Origin of the sequence: Paenibacillus sp. FSL R5-0928, from assembly GCF_037970385.1 — a bacterium.
GTDB lineage: Bacteria > Bacillota > Bacilli > Paenibacillales > Paenibacillaceae > Paenibacillus_AQ > Paenibacillus_AQ odorifer.
In genome coordinates this window covers 2345425-2362184 of sequence record NZ_CP150225.1, presented here as the reverse complement: position 1 = coordinate 2362184, position 16760 = coordinate 2345425, and the positions used below count along the sequence as shown (strand labels likewise).

The window sequence follows — 16760 nt, the reverse complement described above, 5'->3', positions numbered from 1 at the left end:
ATTACGCCGCCTCCGTTTCGTCTTCGTCTAGTACGTAGCCAACCGTAATCTCCCCGTATTCCCATTTCCGATATACAACCGCGATCTTCTCCGCCGCCTCGTCTACGGACTGCTTAACGGTCGGCTGCGAAATGCCCATCGTTTTCGCCGCCTCTGCTTGCGTAAGGTCAACGCCATAAACCCACGCGATGGATTCCGCCTGGCGCTCCGTTAAGCCGGCCGAGCTGATTGCGCTATTTAGGTCAACTAGCGTATCGACTGCGGAATAATCACCGAGAAACTGCGCGCTGCCGATATGGTGGCGATCGCGGAGTAGTTTCTTAACGCCAGCCGCGTCGTTTAAAACGTATTTAACTTCGTACATGCGTGCGCCCTTTTCCGTATCAATTTTTATAGCTCCGATGATAATCCGCCCCTTTATCCGTATTTGAGCGTCGGCCCTACGCTAGAGACGCATACGCGTCTTATATGAACGTCGCCACACGTAGTAACCGCCGCTATTGTGAATTTTTCTAACGTTGAAACTTGCGAATACTAATCCGCAACCGTCCGCATTATCCCGAGTTCCGCCGCCACATATCCGTTCTCACAATCGCCTTCGTGCGTAGCGTCTCCGTTCATATACCGTATAAGCTCATCGCCTACGTAAATCTCACCGCCGCAGTACGTGCATAATGCGGAGACACGCGGTTCAGTCGGAGGTTGAAAGCGTTCCTCTAATGGCGTCCACATTACGCGGCCTCCCGTACGTCTTCCGTCAAAGCTGCGTTAAGTTGCTCCGCCAGCGCGACTCCGATTAGGTAGGAGACGCGCGATGCGACTCCGTTACCGACGATGCGGTATTGTGCAGATAGCGAGATCGTGTCCGGAAGCACGTACGTATCGGGTACGGACTGGATGCGAAGGCATTCGCGGACGGTGAAACGGCGTGGCTTCCCGGATACCGCCGTTACTTCGTTCGGACATTTCGCACGGTATTCCGCTATCAACGTTTTAGCCGGAGTACTTCCGTCAAGTACGTTCTGTATATACGGAGGGTTGACCGCATCGGGATCGTGATTATCTACGCCCGGATGAATCTCCGCGTGATCCAACCTATTCGTACATACCGTCTTAGCTGGCGTATCCCAATCCGCCTTATATGCGCGCTGATTATAGACGCCTTCCGTACGCTTAACTGTCGTTGCCTTCGTCTGAATATGCGCGTTAACTCCGGTATTAGGCTCCGGTAGATCCCCGATCACATCACGCAGCACTTGCGTCCGGTAATCCTCTACGGTCGGCTCCGGAAATTCGAAGCTAAATCCGAGATCCTTCCGTACGCCGACGATGAACACGCGCTCCCTCTTTTGCGCAACTCCGTAATCCCATGCGTTGACTAGGCGCCATGTAACTGCGTAGCCGATCTCGTCAAACAGCGCGAGGAGGGCGTCGAACGTCGGACGGTGCTTCTTCGTAAGGAGACCCTTTACGTTCTCGAATACGAAGGCTTTCGGTTGCTTGTCCGCGATTATCCGCAAGTAAGTCCATACGAGCTTGCCGCGGTCACCCTCAACGCCAGCACCTGCGCCGGCTACGCTATAGTCCTGACATGGCGGTCCGCCTGCGATAATGTCTGCGTCAGGAATCCGCGCTTGTATTAAGTCGGACGTAATGTCTCCGCAGATAACGTGGTCGCCGATGTTATATGCGTACGCTTCTGCCGCACGCTTATCGAAGTCGTTCGCGAAGGTGATATCGTAGCCTGCCGCTTGTAATCCGACCGCCATTAGTCCGCCGCCGCAGAATAACTCAGCTACCGTTAAGCCATTCGCAGGTAATTTCGGTGTTACGTTATAGTTGCGTATGGATATCGTCTCCTCTTCGCTCAATTTTCCGGGATGAAGCGACGTCCCGTGCGCTCGTCAGTACCGTATAGGCGGCTTCGTCCCAATTAACAACGCGCTTACGAGATAAATAGCGCGACGAGTAACGACCGTCTTGCGGATTCTTAACGTGATTTCTTATCGTCATCATGCGCCTCCTCACGTTTCGCCAGCGGAGTCCGATCGTCATAAGGGACCGCACTAATCGCGTCAATGCGTCCGTACATATAACCGGCTTCGTAACCTGCGCGGTAAGCTCCGCCCACTTCATCCGTCGACATCACGCCGCCTCCTTTAGCGTCAGCCCCGCGATAATCTTGTCAATCTGCGCATAGAGAGCGTCGAGCCCCGCGTCATTCACAACGGTAAAGTCCGCCGCGTACCCGTCGAGCGCCGTTTCCGTGAGATGTACGACATCCCTGTAATTGAACGTATCGCCGGAATTAACAGCGCGTTCGATGCGAAGGCCGTCCGGTGCAGTGACGCGAATGAGGACGTAGGAACGGGCGGCGAGCGCTTCTGCCTCGTTTAACTGACGTACGTCGGTGACGACAGCGTGAGGTGGGTTACAAACGATGGGACCGCCAGCCTCTTGAGTAGCGAGCCAGCGCGCCAAGTTGACGCGCTCGATATGATCGAAACATTTTCGCACCCATACGTCCGGATCACGATCCCGCATCGCCTGCCCAAACCATTGATACAGTTCGCGCGGCTTCGTACCAGGCGCAGGCTCTCCGAACAATTCGTGAGCATAGCGTTTCAATTCGTCGCCGAACGCAAACTGCGTATATCCGTATTTGGACGCGAGGTAATCGCCAGCCGCGGACTTGCCCGAACGGAGCTTGCCGATTAATCCGATGTTAGGAAACGTCATTCCGCGCTCACCTCCACGGTAAATGTCTGCGCTGGGCTGACGGTTATTACGCATGTGTCACCGGCGTTAAGATAGCGTTTATTTCCGGATAGTGAATCCGTAACGGATACCGTAGGCGCGCACATCTCCGTTTCTGGACGCAGCTCAAACGACCCAACTACCGCGTTCATATTCGACTGCGAACGGCATGCGCGCGTTCCTTGCGTTAAGTTTTCTGCGTAATACATGGACGCGGATACTCCGCCACCTGAAGCGCCAGCCATCGCCTTCATAACGGTGCTGAACCGGACGCGATCACCAACGCGCCAATCTGCGAAAGTCTCGGCGCGTGTCTTACGCTTGATCTCCGCGACTGCATAAACAACGCTGTGCAATTCGATCATATTACGCAGCTCCTTTCAGCGCGGAGGGACTAGCGGAGATGCCGCCGTCCTCCCTGCTATCGTCGATAACGCGTACTGTCTCGAATCCGTCCCACTCTCCGCCAACAAACCGGTAGCCTTCGGACAGAACGGAAGCAATCGTGAAGACTTGCGTATCTTCCGCGTCATAACTATTCGTCCAAAGAACAACGTCACCTACGCGCACCGTCTCCGGCTGCGGACACGTTAGATACTCCGCCGGCACTTCGCAGCCCAGCGCTCTATATAACGCGATAGCTCGTCCGATATGCACGTTGAACGTCTCGCCTGGCGCACATTTCGATTTACCTACTACGCGCACCCTTCCGCCGTCCTTATGCTTAACAATGGCGACGACCGTTCGCTTTTCTTTGTTTACTACGTAGTCAACATAATGTGCGTAACTGTTCATCGAGCGGTTCAGCCCTTCTACAGTGACGACCGGATACGCACGTTGGCTCAACAAGTCACTTACGTCAGCCTTCGCACACTCAACGATTTCGTCGCGGACTTGCTGAGCGGATTTTGCGAACGTCGGCAGCGCGTTATCAACGGGGCCGGACGCGACACTAACGCAAGCCGGCGCACTGTCCGTTTCTAGCGCTAGGATGCGCTTTTCAAACGTTAAAGTGCGCTCCTCAAGCGCTTTAATATCGTCGCGTACGCCTTCCTCGATGAGAACGATATCCTCGCGCGCCACGCGCAGCTCGTCTTCCAATTGCGCAATCTTACGTGTGAGCACCGTAATGTTCTCCGCGTATTGGTCGGTGAGTGGTAATTCGGATAGGGGCGTTGGAGTCGGCGCTAGTTCCGCGGAAGTTAGCGGTTCGAGTACGCGATACTCCGCGTCGTAAGTGCCGTTCATACCGTCTGCAAAATTAATTTGTCCGCAATCCATAACGTCGGCATCCGCATGTAGAACGAGAACCTGTCCTGCACGAAAGCAACCGTTTCCCTTCGTGAATAATACTGAATCACCAACCGCAGCCTTACATTCGACCATGCGGAAGCGTTCGTCTTCGATGCGCAGGATATCGGATGCTTCGAGGACAACGTACTCGCCTGCGTTTAGGTGTACGGTTCCACCGTTATACGAATCAATACGGATATCACCATAGCCGAGCGTCTCTTCTTGCGCGATATATACCTTGCCCGCTGTATATTGATAGCACGTATCATCCGTAACCTTAACGAGCTCACCTACGTTCGCCTTCCGCTTAACCTCGCGATATTCACGTAGGACGCCGCCGAGCGATTCGTCGGGGAGGAGCGTGATGGCGGCGCTGTCTGCGTCCGTTTCTAGCGTGAACCAATTGCGATACTTCTCCCGTGTGAATGAATGTCGGCTTCCCTCGTCATCGAGAATTAAAAACTCATGCGCATCGGCGGAAATAACCTCGTAACTTAGTCCAGCGGTTACGAACCTACCGCTCGTATGACACCGCAAATACTTCGTAGTTTTCTCCATTAATAACCGTCTCCCTTATCGTTTAATTTACGTGCTCCCACCGTTGGCGCGGCGGTCCCTACTCCGCAACTTATGCGATTGCCCGTTTCGCACAAACTGCGGTTAATAATCGTCTTGCGCGTACAATAACGCCATTGTAGCCGCATCTTCTAACGTTGAGATAAGCGCTCGGCGCTCCGTATAGTTGACGCCTGAAACCGCGCTATACGTATCTTCCGCGAGTCGTCCCGGTCCAAGTGCCGCGAGGACAACGCCAGTGACTTCGCCAGCTCGCGCCAGTCTTGCGAATGACTCGAACGTCTCGGCGACTGCGTTAGGGAACGGGATGATTTCTGCGCTCAAAACAACGCCTCCTTTATGTAATAGCCGACCGTGAACCAGAACGCAGCGCACAGGACGAGAACGGAGATCCACGTTATACGTCTCATTCAGCGTCAGCTCCTTCCGATTTAATTGCGAATAATATCCGCGCAACTTCGTACGTATGCTCGCCGCGTCCATAGCGCGCATCATCAGATGCCTTATCTCGCGCTGACCGTTCCGCTGATTCCCGTGTTTTATATGTGCGCAGAAAACGGTTGTTAGCGGAAATTCCTAGCGGATAACCATCACGTAAGATTGCGTAATGTTCCTTCGGACGGCTCATATGCGGACTCCTGACGATCCGAAGCCGGATTCACCGCGCTCAGTCTCCGATAACTCCGCGACCACCGTAAAGTTAGCGCGTGAGACTGGCGCGATTATAGCCTGCGCTATGCGATCGCCCCTGCGAATCCAATACGTGTTTTTCAATATCGCGCTATCGTAATCTACGCCCTCCGGTTCGTCTAGCGTATAATCTCCGTTAATTAGCGTGAAACAAAAGGTCGAGTCCGCGTAAATTTGTTCGTCCTCTACGCTGTACTCTTTCTGCGCAATATTATCGAAGATTACCTTAATCTCGCCGCGATATGAATTGTCTACGCTCCCCGGCGAATTAGCTACGCGTAGCTTCGTATTAAGCGATATTCCCGAACGCGGCCGCACTTGGACTTCGTAGCCTTCCGGTATTTCCAACGCGATTCCTGTCCGTACAAGGACCGTTTGACCCGGCTCGACTACGTAATCCTCTTGCGCCACTAAATCGAATCCGCTATCGTTCGGCTTAGCGTATTGCGGCAACTCTGCGCCAGGTAATAGCGTTATCTTAACGTTAACTTCGTTGCTCACGCGCTCACCCCTCCGTAATTTATCGAGTAACTCCGTACGCTTACGCTTTCTGTCCGCCATGATCTCGGCTTGCGGGCGGTCGATGATACGTTGCGCTCTCATTCCGCAGGTTCCACCGCCGTTATCCGCATGATTGTTCCGCCACAATGACCGCGACTTCTCTTAGCGGATGATAACGAATCGTGCGCCTTAATCGACGGCTTCGCGCTGGAACCGCCGCCCTTCGGATATCCCGTAACATTTCCGTTAGAATCAACGTGAGCCAGTACGTATAGCTCCTTCGCGATCTTAGGTTCCGGCGGGGACAGTTCCGCCTTAATCGCGTCGAGCATCCCCGTTAACTGCGCGAAGAGAACAGCGTCCGATTCAGCGTCTGATATACCCGTTGCAAATTCGTCTCCCGCCGCAATCAACTCGTCAATCTCCGCGTCCATTTCCTCCGGAATCTCGAATCCAGCGTCGGACAGCGTTATTGCGTAGGCGCCAAGTGCTACGATCATTGCCGTTAATTTAGCGTTCATCATTCCGCGATCGCCTCCCGTTCCTCAATTACGTAAATCGCGCCGCGCTGTTCGATGATATCGTATTTAACCGCGTCGATAACGCCGCCCGGACGGAGTGTGACTTCGTGGTTGATCGGCGTGAGTTCTCCGGTTTCGTGCGTAAAACCTCCGTTATAAGCAACGATTAGCAACGTGACGATAAGCGCTAGGCCGAACAGAAGGCCGCCTAACGACTCATTGTCTGCGCTAGCATACGTGATAATCATCCCGAGGAAGATCAACGCAATTCCAACGTAGCCATACCACGCGAGCGCCGTTACTATTTCGCCACCATACGTATTCAGTACGTCCATTTACGCAGCCACCTCCGTATAGTCAACGTCGGTGTCGTCGATGATTGCGCAGTTCTTAAGCTCGGAATGCTTCCCGTTAGTGAATCGGCAGGCCCACGAGTAGTTAGGCGCTTTAGCGTCAATAACACGAGTCTCGCCGATATACACACCGTCAACCTTGCGGATAACCGCGCCAGCCTCCGCTTTCTCCGGTTTCGGCGCGTCCGTATACTCGGTCGGTAACGCGAGTCCTAACGCACGTCTCAGCGCGATTGCCTTGCCGATTTCTGCGTGGAATACGTCGTCCGGCGCGCACTTTGCGGTTGCCTTGCGCCATACTTTGTTACCGTCAACATAGCGGATGAGTGCCGTAACTGTGCGTTTGTCGCGATTGACTACGAAGTCAACGCGGTCGGTTACGGTAATGAACGGATCGTTCTCCTTCGAAAACCATGCGCCCTCACCGCCGTTGATTGTCGGATAGTTCTGCGCCAGTAACTCCGCAACGTCAGCGGTCGCCTTCGCGATAACTTCCGCGCGGGTTAACTTACGTAGAACATCCGGCTTAATTGGCGCTACTCTTACCGGAGGCTCAGCGCTTAATTGCGGCTCGATTTGCGGCAAGATTGCGCGAATCCCATCCGCATTGTCCGCGACGAACTGGCGGAAGGCTACGTAGAGGGGATCGGATGAAAGGAACGAAGTTCCAAGCGGTGACGGTGTAATAGGCTGCGCGATTGGTTCAAGGACTACGAACTCCGACAAGCAGATGAGACGATCTTTTCCGTCGATTCTCACGTAAACGTCGTCGTCTCTGTCTACGTGATTCACCGTGAATTCATCCCCGTTGTCGTAGCGTCCCATCGTGTAACTCGCCGCTACGATCTTAATCCGTTCCCCCACCGCTGCCTTGCGTTTAACTTCGCGATATTGTTGCGTTGCCATTAATAAACCGCCTCCTCGTTTATATTGCGCGTCATCTGCGCCTTACATAGATAAAGCCGACGTGCTCGGAAGTCCCGCACACTTTTACGGAAACTTTTTTCGTCGTCCGCGCCTTATATGTTAATATCCGTAATGAGTAAGAGCTCCCGCACCAAAACGTTAAAATTAAACGAAAAAAAACGGAGAGTCGGCGAAATTAATCGCTAACTCTCCGTTGTGCCTCCGCTAGTTTCCGTTCATAATTCGCCACCAGTCCGCTAAACACTTCGACCGCACGTTCGAGCTCCGCGATCTCGGCGAGCTGGGCGCGTTCGAATTGCGCGGTGAGGCGGTCAGGTTCGCGCGTCATGTCTGCGAATCCTCAAGCGCTGCTCTGGCGTGGAAACAGCGTTGGGATATCGCGCTTAATAGCGTTTCCGCCTGCGCCCACAAATCGCGCGTCACCGGATCGGTAATCTGCACGATATCAACGTACTCCTCGACCGCGTAACCGATGCCTTCGTCTTCGATAATATCCGCTAACTCCGCGTTATCAAACGTCCTCATGCCGCAATCCCTCCGATTTCATCTATTAGATTCTCGCGCAGGAGATACGCCAGGCAAACCGCTAACGCATCGCTATCATCGTAGCCCGTGCGGAATTTATACGCGGGGTCTAACCGCAAATATCTCCGCACTCCCTCCGCAACAGCGTCTTTCTCCGCCTTCCCGTTACCGGTTACGTATTTCTTAACCGACGTCGGGGCGAGCGCAGGCTTCAAGTCCTCCGCGTAGTAACCGTACGCCGCAAGCGCTTTGTCTGCGGCTGCCCATGCGCTAAATATCGTCTGAGTCGCGCGCTTATTCCGTCCGGACGTAAAGTCTTCGCGAACTACGATATCGAACGGACGGTGTTCCCGCAGGAAGGCGGCGACAAACGTTTCGACTGTATAGTTGCGGACGGCATCCGTGTCGGCGGTCGAAGTCGCTACGGAATCACATGCGATTAAAAACGGAATCCTATTCCGTACCTCTACGGCAGCGATTCCGGGACTTAGCGATAAGTCGAGTCCGAGTACACGGAAGTTAGGCGGCTTGCTCTGCGTCGGTTTCTTTGCGATCATTACCGCCTCCCTCCGCTTCTATCAGTTCGCGCACATTGACGCAAGAATCCGCCAGCATATCGGATAAAATCGGCGCAAACTCCGACCATTTCACAGCGAAGCCAATGTCGCGCAATCCGTCGAACACCTCATTTGCTTCTCGGGGAATATCTGCGATTACCTCACCGCCCGACACTCGCTTAAGATGTTCCGTTAGAAGACCTAGCGCCCCGAAAACGATAAACTCACGCACGACTGCTTCGCTCATTACGCCGCCTCCTTTACGAATGTGTATTCCGTATTCTGCGTATAGACTACGACTTCCTCAACACCATCCGCATAAAGAACGCTCTTCACCGCTGACGTCCGCAGGATTTTGTTTCCGTCATCGCGGTAACATACGAGCATGGGGGCGCCGATATCACAGCGTAAGATTTCTACGCGCTGGCCTTTACGCCGAGCTCCGCGTTCATGGGCGCTACCGTCGAGATTGCGTATAGATTCGATTACGTAAGATAGCGGTGTCTGCAAATTACGCGGCCTCCTTCGTTTCAGCGCGTACATTTTCGATGAATGCCAGCGCCTCCGCATAATCGCGTTTCTGTTTATCCGGTAAAGATGACCGTAATGTCGCGGATACTTTACGCTGTATGGCCGCAAGTTCTTCTACGGAGAGAGATAGCGCAATCGCACGCTTGAAGTCATTAAAAAGCCACTTATCGAGATCCAACGTAGGCGCTTCGCCTTTATCCGCAGCGTCAACGATTCCTGCGAAATGGTCGAGTATATCCGTGCGCATTTCGTCCGTAATGTGCAAGCCGAACGCGCAGATATCCGGATTCTTCGCGAACTCTTCCGGCGTCATGGTCCAGCCTTTCTTCGATCCGTTTACGTAAAGGAGAACGTAATAGTCGATAGACTCAGCGGCGGTTCCGTACATAATTGAGTAACATACGCATTGCTTAACGTGGTCTTCTTTCGGGCCATTACGCGTTGAGTAGCCGGACGTTTGCGCATACGTTCCCTGTTTGGATTTTATCTCCAAACCTACGCGTAGAACCGTTCCGTCATCAGAAACGTATTTCATAACGCCGTCACACGTTCCGTATAGCGCAAATTTCTTACCGTTATGCTCAATAACCGCGCCAACTTTCGCGAAGTCTTCGAACATCGGCTCGCGCCGCTCGTTGTATTCAAACGTAAATTGCGGACGGTTTCCAATTCCGCTGACTCGGGCGTGTTTCTCCGCGAATAGGATATCGCGCTGAATCGTATCGCCGATCGCTGTGCCGAGTCTTGTCCAGCGCCCTTGGTGCGGAGGCTGACCGGCGCGCTCCTTTTTAGCTCCTCGTAGCTTTTCGTAAAGTCCACGCGGGTCCGAGTTAGCGGATGATGGCGAGAAGTACGGAATATTACGCGGCGGCCATACCTTGCGCGATTTATCCGTTAGGACGTCGCTATACCACTTGTGAATCTGCGCGTCGAGTGCGTCGTCGTACACTTCCGGTGCGGAGTGCCAGGAGTTTAAGAAATCCGTAAAGTCCTGCGCGATTTTATTAGCGAGTGTTTGTGAAATGTTAAGCCGCCTCCTTAATATCGTTTAACCTTGCGTAATCGCCGAACAGTTCTGCTGCCTTTTCGTTGTAAGCATTGGCGGCCTCTTCTTCCGTCTCAAACATACCTAGGTAGTGGTACGTGTAATTGTGGCTTACCTGAGCTACCCACTTTTTTGAAGCGCGGCTCCACGTAACTCCCTTATATTGATTCTTCTTACTTTTCTTCGCCGAGTTAGCTGAATTTTCATAAGCACTAACCTTGCGTAAGTTATCACGTCGGTTGTCTAGCTTAACGCCATTTATGTGATCCACGATCACACCTCGGTCCGCCTGTAGGAGCATTCGATGCATGTATATGTCCTTACGTGTACTGTTCCCATAGACGACTGTTCGCGCGTACCCGTTGCTGTTATACCGCCAACTATACGTGGAAAGCCATTCGTAATCCTCGTCGTCAACTAGCGCGACCTTCCCTTGCGTTAGCGGTATCTCTCGCATCTCTACGCAACCCCTTTCGTTATCGTCCGATCCACACGTAGTACGATCGCGCCCGGCGGCGTATACTTTAGCGGTCGCTCATCGCTGTCAATCACGACGTTCCGGTACGTAATCCCGTTGACCTCCGCCTTCTCACGCAGGATCGCGTAAACCTGCAGCGTAGCCTCTACGTCATTCATCGCGCGGTGGTGCCCGTTGAGGTCGACGCCATATCTGGCGCAAACGTCCGTGAGCTTAGCGCTTTCGTCCGGATCGACTAGGCGGGACATGGCGTGAGTGCAGACGAACCCGTCCGAAGGGAGCCCGTCATAAATTCGGTCGAGGAACGCAAGATCAAACGGAGCATTGTGCGCAATTAAACGCGAGTCTCTTGCGAAGTCTAGGACGGAATCAACCGCCCACCAGTGCCGGGGAGCTCCGCGCAAGTCGTCCGCGCTAATCCCGGTCAACTCCGTTATCTCCTGCGATATCTCAACGCCAGGCGGCAGCGCTACGAACGTTTTAAACCGCCCGATCTCGCGGATTTTACCGTCCGCTGTTATTTCCGCTCGGATAGCGGCGATCTCCGTAATGTGATCCGTAGTGTGATCGAGGCCCGTCGTTTCAACGTCGATTACCGTGATGATTTCGTTAGCTGCGCTCATTCGTCCGCCTCACTTTCGTCGATAAATTCGTACTCTAGCGTTTCTCCGCGCTTGCCTGCTTCATACGCTGCCTTGGCGAGCGCCATGATTGAGTACGCGCCGTTTAAATCGCGGAAGAATACGGCATCCTCCGGTTCACCTGCGCAAATCTCTGCGCCCGCAACTAACTTTCCGCACTCTCCGTACAAGTCCACGGATAGCGTCCCTTTACCGTAATACTCGTCGTAATCCATTCCGATATTGCGTGTTTATACGAGTTTCATTCCGCGGCATCTCCTTCGTTATTGTTATCCGGCTCCCATCCGCAAGAGCATCCGTGATCTCCGTATTCGTCCGCAAGTACCGTGTTTCTACGGCGGCATTGCGGACATGTGAACGTGGCAGTCTCGCGTTCCATTACGCGGCCTCCTTCGGAATCCGATACGGAAGCACAACGATGTCAATTTCGCTATCATCATCGCGGAGTACGATCGGAGACGTTGCGCTGATAATACCGATATTTACACGCTGAGATCCCGCGTCCTTGAATACGTTCAACGCGTTAAGCAAGTACTCCGCGTTAAATGAAACCTCCGCATCTGGTCCGAAAATGTCTGCGTTAATGCCGGCGGAGAATCGGTAAGGTAGCGCGTCGTTATTTGCGGACAGCCTTACGTCATCGCCTACGATAGTTAACCGCGCGGTATACGTCTTACCTCCGGATAACTTCGAGGCCTCAAGCGCAACCTTCGTGCGCGCAATCGCGTCCTTTAAATCCGCCCGCTTAACCGATTCAATTAGTGTAATTTGCGAAGGAAGCTCCATCGGAATAATGCGGGATGTGTCCGGATATGTCCCGTCGATGGGCGCGCCAGTTTTAACGTGAGACGTAAATGCCTCCGCAAAGTTATGCGCGCCGCCAATCCGCAGTAACGTATGGCGATCCGTTGCAACTACGGAACCGTCTGCGGAATAGTGAACGCCCTCTAATACCGGCGAGCTTCCGCCAGGCTTAACCGTAAATTTCTTCGCGTGCTTCGTGATAAGTTCGAGTTTCTTCGCTTGTGATATCGCCATAGTTACGCAGCCTCCTTATTTTTAAACCAGTCTTCCGGCGCGGTTCCCTTACCCCAACGCGTCATAATCGCGATGTCCGTACCGTTGGCGACGTTCCCCCAAGCGTACGATTGCGTCATGATGCGCTCAATAATTGCGATGTCCTCACGCGTAAAGTCTTCGGGAACCTCGAATACTAGCTCGTCGTGAATCGTTCCCCATAGCGCCCACCCTTCGTGCTTCTTGCATTCCTTATCCGCTTCGATCATCGTTACTTTCGTTTGGACGGCAGAACTCCCCTGAACGCGAGCATTCGTACCTTGGCGCATAGCACGATTAATCTTTCCGTTATGCTTGCGCCACTCTTCGTACTTCGGATCGTTCCACTTTCCGTACGGGATTTCTTTGCGCTTAAGTTTTCCGTCAGGCAAGCGCCGTTTACGTTGCTGTTTATCCGCCCACACGAATCCGTACTTAGCTACGTGCTCCTCGTTCGCCTTAAGCCACGCGGATAACTTCGGCATACTTCCGAACAGCTCTTCTTTAAACGCGGTCGCCTCCGGTTTTTTAAGTCCGAGCATGTCCGCAAGCGAGAAGTCGCTCATCCCGTATAGTGTCGCGAGCCATACGACTTTCATCGCTTTACGTTCGGGAGTATCCTCGCCGTTCGGCAGCTTATAAACTTCGTGATATGGGCGCTTGTAATACCTGCTCGCCATATTCGCGTACGGATCGATTCCCTTTTCGAACGCTTCGATTAAGACGGGCTCGCCGGATAAATACGCGGTACAACGTATCTCCTGCGCTTTAAAGTCCGCGGAGATAAGTACCTTACCGGGCGGTGCTACGAACATTTTACGGGCGGCTTCCGGCTGATTCTGAACATTAAATTGATTGGAATCCGCGGCATCTTCATCCTTGCCGGAGCTAAATCGGCCCGTTACGGTGCCCATCGGATTAAACCGCGAATGCCAGCGCTTAGTTGTCGGATTCTGCTTCGTCGGCAGCGTATCAATGTAAGTTCCGCTTAGCTTCGTTATCTTGCGGTATTCCAACAAGTCCGCGATAACTTCGAATTCACGCGCCATCGGCTTTAGCGTTTTCTTAGCGTCCATATTCGGAATGTCGCGACCGATTTCTTTCGATAGAACCGCCTTCATCTGCGGCGTAGAGTTAAGGTTGAGTTCGGCGTCACCCTCGTAGTGTTTCGATAGGACTCCGATAAGCTTAGCGTGCAGCTCTTTGGCGCGAGTGCTCAGTTGCTCACCGTATTCCTTAGCGAAGTCTAAGTCGAGGATATATCCGTTAGCCTCTAAGTCGACGATTACGTAAAGCAGCGGTACCTCTACCGTTCGGTAATATTCGAGTACCGTCGGCAAGGTATCGAAGTGACCGCGCTGGAATTGGTAAAGGCGCCAGGTGAGGTCGGTATCCTTGGCCGCATATGCCAACGCAATGTCTAGCGGCATTTCATTAAACGGAGTCTTACCGAATAGCTCCGCGAATGTGTCCGACTCTACTCCGAGATATTTTGGCGCTAAGTCTTTCAGGCGGAACGACGGCTCATTCTCGTTAAGCAGATGCATCGCGACCATCGTGTCCCACGTTACTCCGCGCAAATCGGAACCGTGGCGCCTGAACATCGCGATATCGAATATAGCGTTATGGAGAACCTTGCCGATATCCGTGCTATAAAGGAACCAACGCAATTCCTGCAGAACGTAATCTCGCGATAATTGTTCGCCATCATCGTGACTAACCGGAATATAAACGTGCATACCGCGTTCCCGTAATGGCGGAATGCTAACGGAAGGCAACGTTAATGACAGGCCGACAATCACGTCTGTGTAAACGTCAACTCCCGTAGTTTCCGTATCGACCGCTACTTCCGTTTCCTTGCGTAGCCTTTCGTTGAGGCGCGCCAGTAGCTTCGCGTTATTAATCAAGAAGTAGTTTTTCGGAGTATGCGCGACCATGCTACGTAATCTTTCCTCGCGGATTGACTTGCGCAAGTCCTCGTAAATCCGCATAGCTTCCGCCTTGCTAAACCGTTTGCCAACGCTGGACGGGTGTCTGCCCGTCACACCCGTATCCATTGCGTCTTTTACCGCGATTAACTTTTCGCGGTCGGCATCCGTATTCTTTAGCGCTAATATGCGCGCCCATGCGTCCTCTATCGTTTCCTCCGCCGCTTTCTTACGTTTGGTCGCGCTGGCTATGCGGTCGGCTACGTCTTCCGGTTCCTCAGCGGTCGGACTGCGTAGATTAAGCGTTAATTTAACGTCTAATATGTCCGCTCACTCCTTTCGTTTTTTAAGCTGCGCTTTTAGCGGCTGATTGCGCTTCGCTTTCTACCGTATCGAAGCGCTGTTCGACCGGAGTTATTAATCTAACGCTGGACCAACACGATATGCCGTCCGGACGTTCAAGCGTCGCAACCCGCACGTCTCCGCTTCTATTCATCTCGCTAACCGCTTCGCCAATGTGTCCGACCGGCGCTTTTCCTCCGTGGCTGTTCGTCACTTCTACGATATCCCCGCGCTTAAACTCGCCGACCTTACGCCCGAGCTTCGCCCATTTCGCGGCTTCCTGCGCTTTCTTCTCGATGGCGGCCGCTTCCTCTGCGGTCAGCACTTCGAATGCACATCCGTCGGCAAGGTACGTCTCCCTGTCTGCTAACGCTCTTACCGTGCCGCTGTCGTGATTAGGGTGCGCCAAAACCTCGGTTATTGTTGCGATAGTCCCTACCGCCCAGTTGCACTGATTACGCGTGATTTGAATTTTATCGCCTACGCTAAACTTCGGTTCAGGCGCAACCGCCGCTTTATACTCTGCCTCCGTAATCTGGCGCAGGGCGTCCGCGTTGCAGTATCCCCGGTTACCGCTAGTTTTCGTTACGACAAGCTTATAACTGCCGGCGAATCCGTCGGATACTACGTGTACGTAATCCCCGGTAGAGAATCCGCCGAGTGCCTGCGATTTACTTACGTCGACGATCTGCGCAAATCCTCCGTCAGCGAACGGACCGACCGCGATTTTACGCTGAACTTCCGCCCGGGCCGCGCTTATCTCTTCCGAAGTAACCGGCGCAAATCTGCGCGAGAACATATTATACTCGTCCCCTGCCGAAGTTTTAACGGAAACCATGTCGCCATCACGAGGATCGACCGCGCGGCGTACCTCCGTCACTTCTACGATATCACCGAGGACCGCACGGCCGTTTCCGGAAGCGTCGATTACTTTCGCATAGTCGCCGACTCTCAAGCGCGCAGGTTCCGCCGGCTTACGTTGTGCTAAGAACTCCGCTTCGGTCGCAGGTTCGACGTCGTTCGTTACGAGCCAATTGCCGCGCTCTCCTTCCGCTGTCTCAGCGCGGAACTGTTGGCCGCCGTACCTCGCGTTATCTTTAGTTTCTGTGATCATAACTACGCTGCCCTCCGTATAATCGTGACATACGGAATTGCCCGTAACCTTAACGTAGTCACCCGCGCTGAAACGTTTAGGCTTCGCTTTAACTTGCGTGTTGACCGGTTCGAGTACGACGTATTCGCGGAGATAGGCGCTATTGCGTTCATTAACGGTATCCCTGAAATAAACGTTGCCCTCTTCGTCTATTTCAATTACCGTAAACTCATCGCCCATAACGTAGTCAATCGCAGCTACCGGATTAACGATCTTAATACGCTCACCTACGGCGGCCTTACGTTTAACCTCGCGATATTGCACGCCGCGTACCGTTGTCTCTGCGCTGACTTTTTCGTACACGTCGAATGTCTTACCGCAAGTATCGTATTCGTCTCCGTCGTCATCCGTAATCAGTGCATCGCCCGACCAGTCAATCTCCGTTACGACGTACTCCTTGCCTGACGTAAGGTATTCCCGCGGTGCTCTCTCGAACACGATAACGTCACCTTCGCGGGCCGAACGGTCGACCTTGCGATAATGTGCATTGTCGAACGTGATTTCAGCGGAAGATTCGGTAATTACTGGCGTGTGCGCTTCGTAGACTTCGAAGCTATGTTCGCAAAGGTCGTATTCGTCTCCGTCCTCGTCGATAATCTGCGGATCTCCGTGCGAATCTACGCTGTCAACCTCGTAAAATGCGCCCTCTATTACGTAGCGAGGCATATCATCCTCCGTAATTTTCACGATATCGCCCGCCTGCGCCTTCCGGTCAACTTTGCGGAACTCTACGTTACTGCCGCCGATCTCTACCATTACGTTTACAGCCGGAATTACTACGTTTAATTTCGTCATTTATACGGGTCTCCTTCGTTGGGACTGAGCCTTCGGCGCTTACCGTTAGCTCCTCCGCCCCGATAATGCGTTAACCTTACGATTGATCCGG

Annotated in this window: 26 protein-coding genes and 1 pseudogene; all 27 read right to left on the bottom strand. The window is 53.2% G+C overall.

Going from position 1 to position 16760, the window contains the following annotated elements; all coding sequences use genetic code 11:
• Window position 1: 1 nt before the first annotated feature.
• The 27 genes and pseudogenes from MKZ16_RS10435 to MKZ16_RS10305 all read right to left on the bottom strand — a co-directional run bounded on the left by MKZ16_RS10435 (window position 2) and on the right by MKZ16_RS10305 (window position 16669).
• Window positions 2–364 carry a sigma factor-like helix-turn-helix DNA-binding protein gene (locus MKZ16_RS10435; RefSeq protein WP_143758992.1) on the bottom strand — a complete coding sequence of 121 codons (363 nt, stop codon included), beginning with the start codon at window positions 362–364 and terminating at the stop codon, window positions 2–4.
• A 170-nt stretch (window positions 365–534) separates the two neighbouring features.
• Window positions 535–732 carry a hypothetical protein gene (locus tag MKZ16_RS10430; protein ID WP_076104025.1) on the bottom strand — a complete coding sequence of 66 codons (198 nt, stop codon included), beginning with the start codon at window positions 730–732 and terminating at the stop codon, window positions 535–537.
• Complete coding sequence (locus MKZ16_RS10425) at window positions 732–1871, bottom strand: DNA cytosine methyltransferase (protein ID WP_076104026.1); 1140 nt, start codon at window positions 1869–1871, stop codon at window positions 732–734. The genes MKZ16_RS10430 and MKZ16_RS10425 overlap by 1 nt, the downstream gene beginning before the upstream one ends.
• A gap of 119 nt (window positions 1872–1990) precedes the next feature.
• The gene (locus MKZ16_RS10420) at window positions 1991–2146 is read right to left on the bottom strand and encodes a hypothetical protein (RefSeq protein WP_179089979.1); all 156 of its coding nucleotides are present in this window, start codon (window positions 2144–2146) and stop codon (window positions 1991–1993) included.
• Window positions 2146–2739, bottom strand: a complete 594-nt coding sequence (locus MKZ16_RS10415; protein WP_076104027.1) for a hypothetical protein — start codon at window positions 2737–2739, stop codon at window positions 2146–2148. The genes MKZ16_RS10420 and MKZ16_RS10415 overlap by 1 nt, the downstream gene beginning before the upstream one ends.
• Window positions 2736–3122: a hypothetical protein gene (locus MKZ16_RS10410; RefSeq protein ID WP_076104028.1), complete on the bottom strand. Its 387-nt coding sequence runs from the start codon at window positions 3120–3122 to the stop codon at window positions 2736–2738. Before MKZ16_RS10410 ends, MKZ16_RS10415 begins: the two co-directional genes overlap by 4 nt.
• Before the next feature lies 1 nt (window position 3123).
• The gene (locus MKZ16_RS10405) at window positions 3124–4608 is read right to left on the bottom strand and encodes a hypothetical protein (RefSeq protein ID WP_076104029.1); all 1485 of its coding nucleotides are present in this window, start codon (window positions 4606–4608) and stop codon (window positions 3124–3126) included.
• A 102-nt stretch (window positions 4609–4710) separates the two neighbouring features.
• Complete coding sequence (locus tag MKZ16_RS10400; protein ID WP_076104030.1) at window positions 4711–4950, bottom strand: hypothetical protein; 240 nt, start codon at window positions 4948–4950, stop codon at window positions 4711–4713.
• 82 nt (window positions 4951–5032) lie between these two features.
• A complete protein-coding gene (locus MKZ16_RS10395; protein ID WP_076104031.1) occupies window positions 5033–5254 on the bottom strand; it encodes a hypothetical protein in 222 nt (73 codons plus the stop codon).
• Window positions 5251–5919, bottom strand: coding sequence for a dUTP diphosphatase (gene dut, locus MKZ16_RS10390; protein WP_256715435.1), 669 nt, complete (start codon window positions 5917–5919; stop codon window positions 5251–5253). Before dut ends, MKZ16_RS10395 begins: the two co-directional genes overlap by 4 nt.
• Window positions 5916–6341 carry a hypothetical protein gene (locus MKZ16_RS10385; protein ID WP_076104032.1) on the bottom strand — a complete coding sequence of 142 codons (426 nt, stop codon included), beginning with the start codon at window positions 6339–6341 and terminating at the stop codon, window positions 5916–5918. The genes dut and MKZ16_RS10385 overlap by 4 nt, the downstream gene beginning before the upstream one ends.
• The gene (locus MKZ16_RS10380; RefSeq protein WP_076104033.1) at window positions 6338–6673 is read right to left on the bottom strand and encodes a hypothetical protein; all 336 of its coding nucleotides are present in this window, start codon (window positions 6671–6673) and stop codon (window positions 6338–6340) included. The genes MKZ16_RS10385 and MKZ16_RS10380 overlap by 4 nt, the downstream gene beginning before the upstream one ends.
• The gene (locus tag MKZ16_RS10375) at window positions 6674–7597 is read right to left on the bottom strand and encodes a hypothetical protein (protein ID WP_076104034.1); all 924 of its coding nucleotides are present in this window, start codon (window positions 7595–7597) and stop codon (window positions 6674–6676) included.
• 196 nt (window positions 7598–7793) lie between these two features.
• On the bottom strand, window positions 7794–7946 hold the full coding sequence (locus MKZ16_RS10370) for a hypothetical protein (RefSeq protein WP_179089980.1): 153 nt from the start codon (window positions 7944–7946) through the stop codon (window positions 7794–7796).
• Window positions 7943–8143: a hypothetical protein gene (locus MKZ16_RS10365; protein ID WP_076104035.1), complete on the bottom strand. Its 201-nt coding sequence runs from the start codon at window positions 8141–8143 to the stop codon at window positions 7943–7945. Before MKZ16_RS10365 ends, MKZ16_RS10370 begins: the two co-directional genes overlap by 4 nt.
• The gene (locus MKZ16_RS10360; RefSeq protein ID WP_076104036.1) at window positions 8140–8700 is read right to left on the bottom strand and encodes a crossover junction endodeoxyribonuclease RuvC; all 561 of its coding nucleotides are present in this window, start codon (window positions 8698–8700) and stop codon (window positions 8140–8142) included. Before MKZ16_RS10360 ends, MKZ16_RS10365 begins: the two co-directional genes overlap by 4 nt.
• Window positions 8663–8947, bottom strand: coding sequence for a hypothetical protein (locus MKZ16_RS10355; protein ID WP_076104037.1), 285 nt, complete (start codon window positions 8945–8947; stop codon window positions 8663–8665). The genes MKZ16_RS10360 and MKZ16_RS10355 overlap by 38 nt, the downstream gene beginning before the upstream one ends.
• Window positions 8947–9210, bottom strand: a complete 264-nt coding sequence (locus tag MKZ16_RS10350; RefSeq protein WP_076104038.1) for a hypothetical protein — start codon at window positions 9208–9210, stop codon at window positions 8947–8949. The genes MKZ16_RS10355 and MKZ16_RS10350 overlap by 1 nt, the downstream gene beginning before the upstream one ends.
• A gap of 1 nt (window position 9211) precedes the next feature.
• Window positions 9212–9850: a hypothetical protein gene (locus MKZ16_RS10345; RefSeq protein ID WP_256715437.1), complete on the bottom strand. Its 639-nt coding sequence runs from the start codon at window positions 9848–9850 to the stop codon at window positions 9212–9214.
• 406 nt (window positions 9851–10256) lie between these two features.
• Window positions 10257–10733 (bottom strand): HNH endonuclease, encoded by a 477-nt coding sequence (locus MKZ16_RS10340; protein ID WP_076104040.1) that lies wholly within the window; start codon window positions 10731–10733, stop codon window positions 10257–10259.
• 2 nt (window positions 10734–10735) lie between these two features.
• Window positions 10736–11377: a 3'-5' exonuclease gene (locus tag MKZ16_RS10335; protein ID WP_076104041.1), complete on the bottom strand. Its 642-nt coding sequence runs from the start codon at window positions 11375–11377 to the stop codon at window positions 10736–10738.
• Window positions 11374–11571, bottom strand: a complete 198-nt coding sequence (locus MKZ16_RS10330; RefSeq protein WP_076104042.1) for a hypothetical protein — start codon at window positions 11569–11571, stop codon at window positions 11374–11376. The genes MKZ16_RS10335 and MKZ16_RS10330 overlap by 4 nt, the downstream gene beginning before the upstream one ends.
• A 65-nt stretch (window positions 11572–11636) precedes the next feature.
• Window positions 11637–11774, bottom strand: a complete 138-nt coding sequence (locus MKZ16_RS10325; RefSeq protein ID WP_179089981.1) for a hypothetical protein — start codon at window positions 11772–11774, stop codon at window positions 11637–11639.
• Window positions 11774–12433 (bottom strand): hypothetical protein, encoded by a 660-nt coding sequence (locus MKZ16_RS10320; protein WP_339815631.1) that lies wholly within the window; start codon window positions 12431–12433, stop codon window positions 11774–11776. The genes MKZ16_RS10325 and MKZ16_RS10320 overlap by 1 nt, the downstream gene beginning before the upstream one ends.
• Before the next feature lie 2 nt (window positions 12434–12435).
• A complete protein-coding gene (locus MKZ16_RS10315; protein ID WP_256715439.1) occupies window positions 12436–13791 on the bottom strand; it encodes a DNA polymerase A family protein in 1356 nt (451 codons plus the stop codon).
• Window positions 13792–13875: 84 nt separating this feature from the next.
• A pseudogene (locus MKZ16_RS10310) lies at window positions 13876–14388 on the bottom strand (DNA polymerase I); the annotation flags it as partial.
• A 337-nt stretch (window positions 14389–14725) separates the two neighbouring features.
• A complete protein-coding gene (locus MKZ16_RS10305; protein ID WP_076104045.1) occupies window positions 14726–16669 on the bottom strand; it encodes a hypothetical protein in 1944 nt (647 codons plus the stop codon).
• Window positions 16670–16760 lie beyond the last annotated feature (91 nt).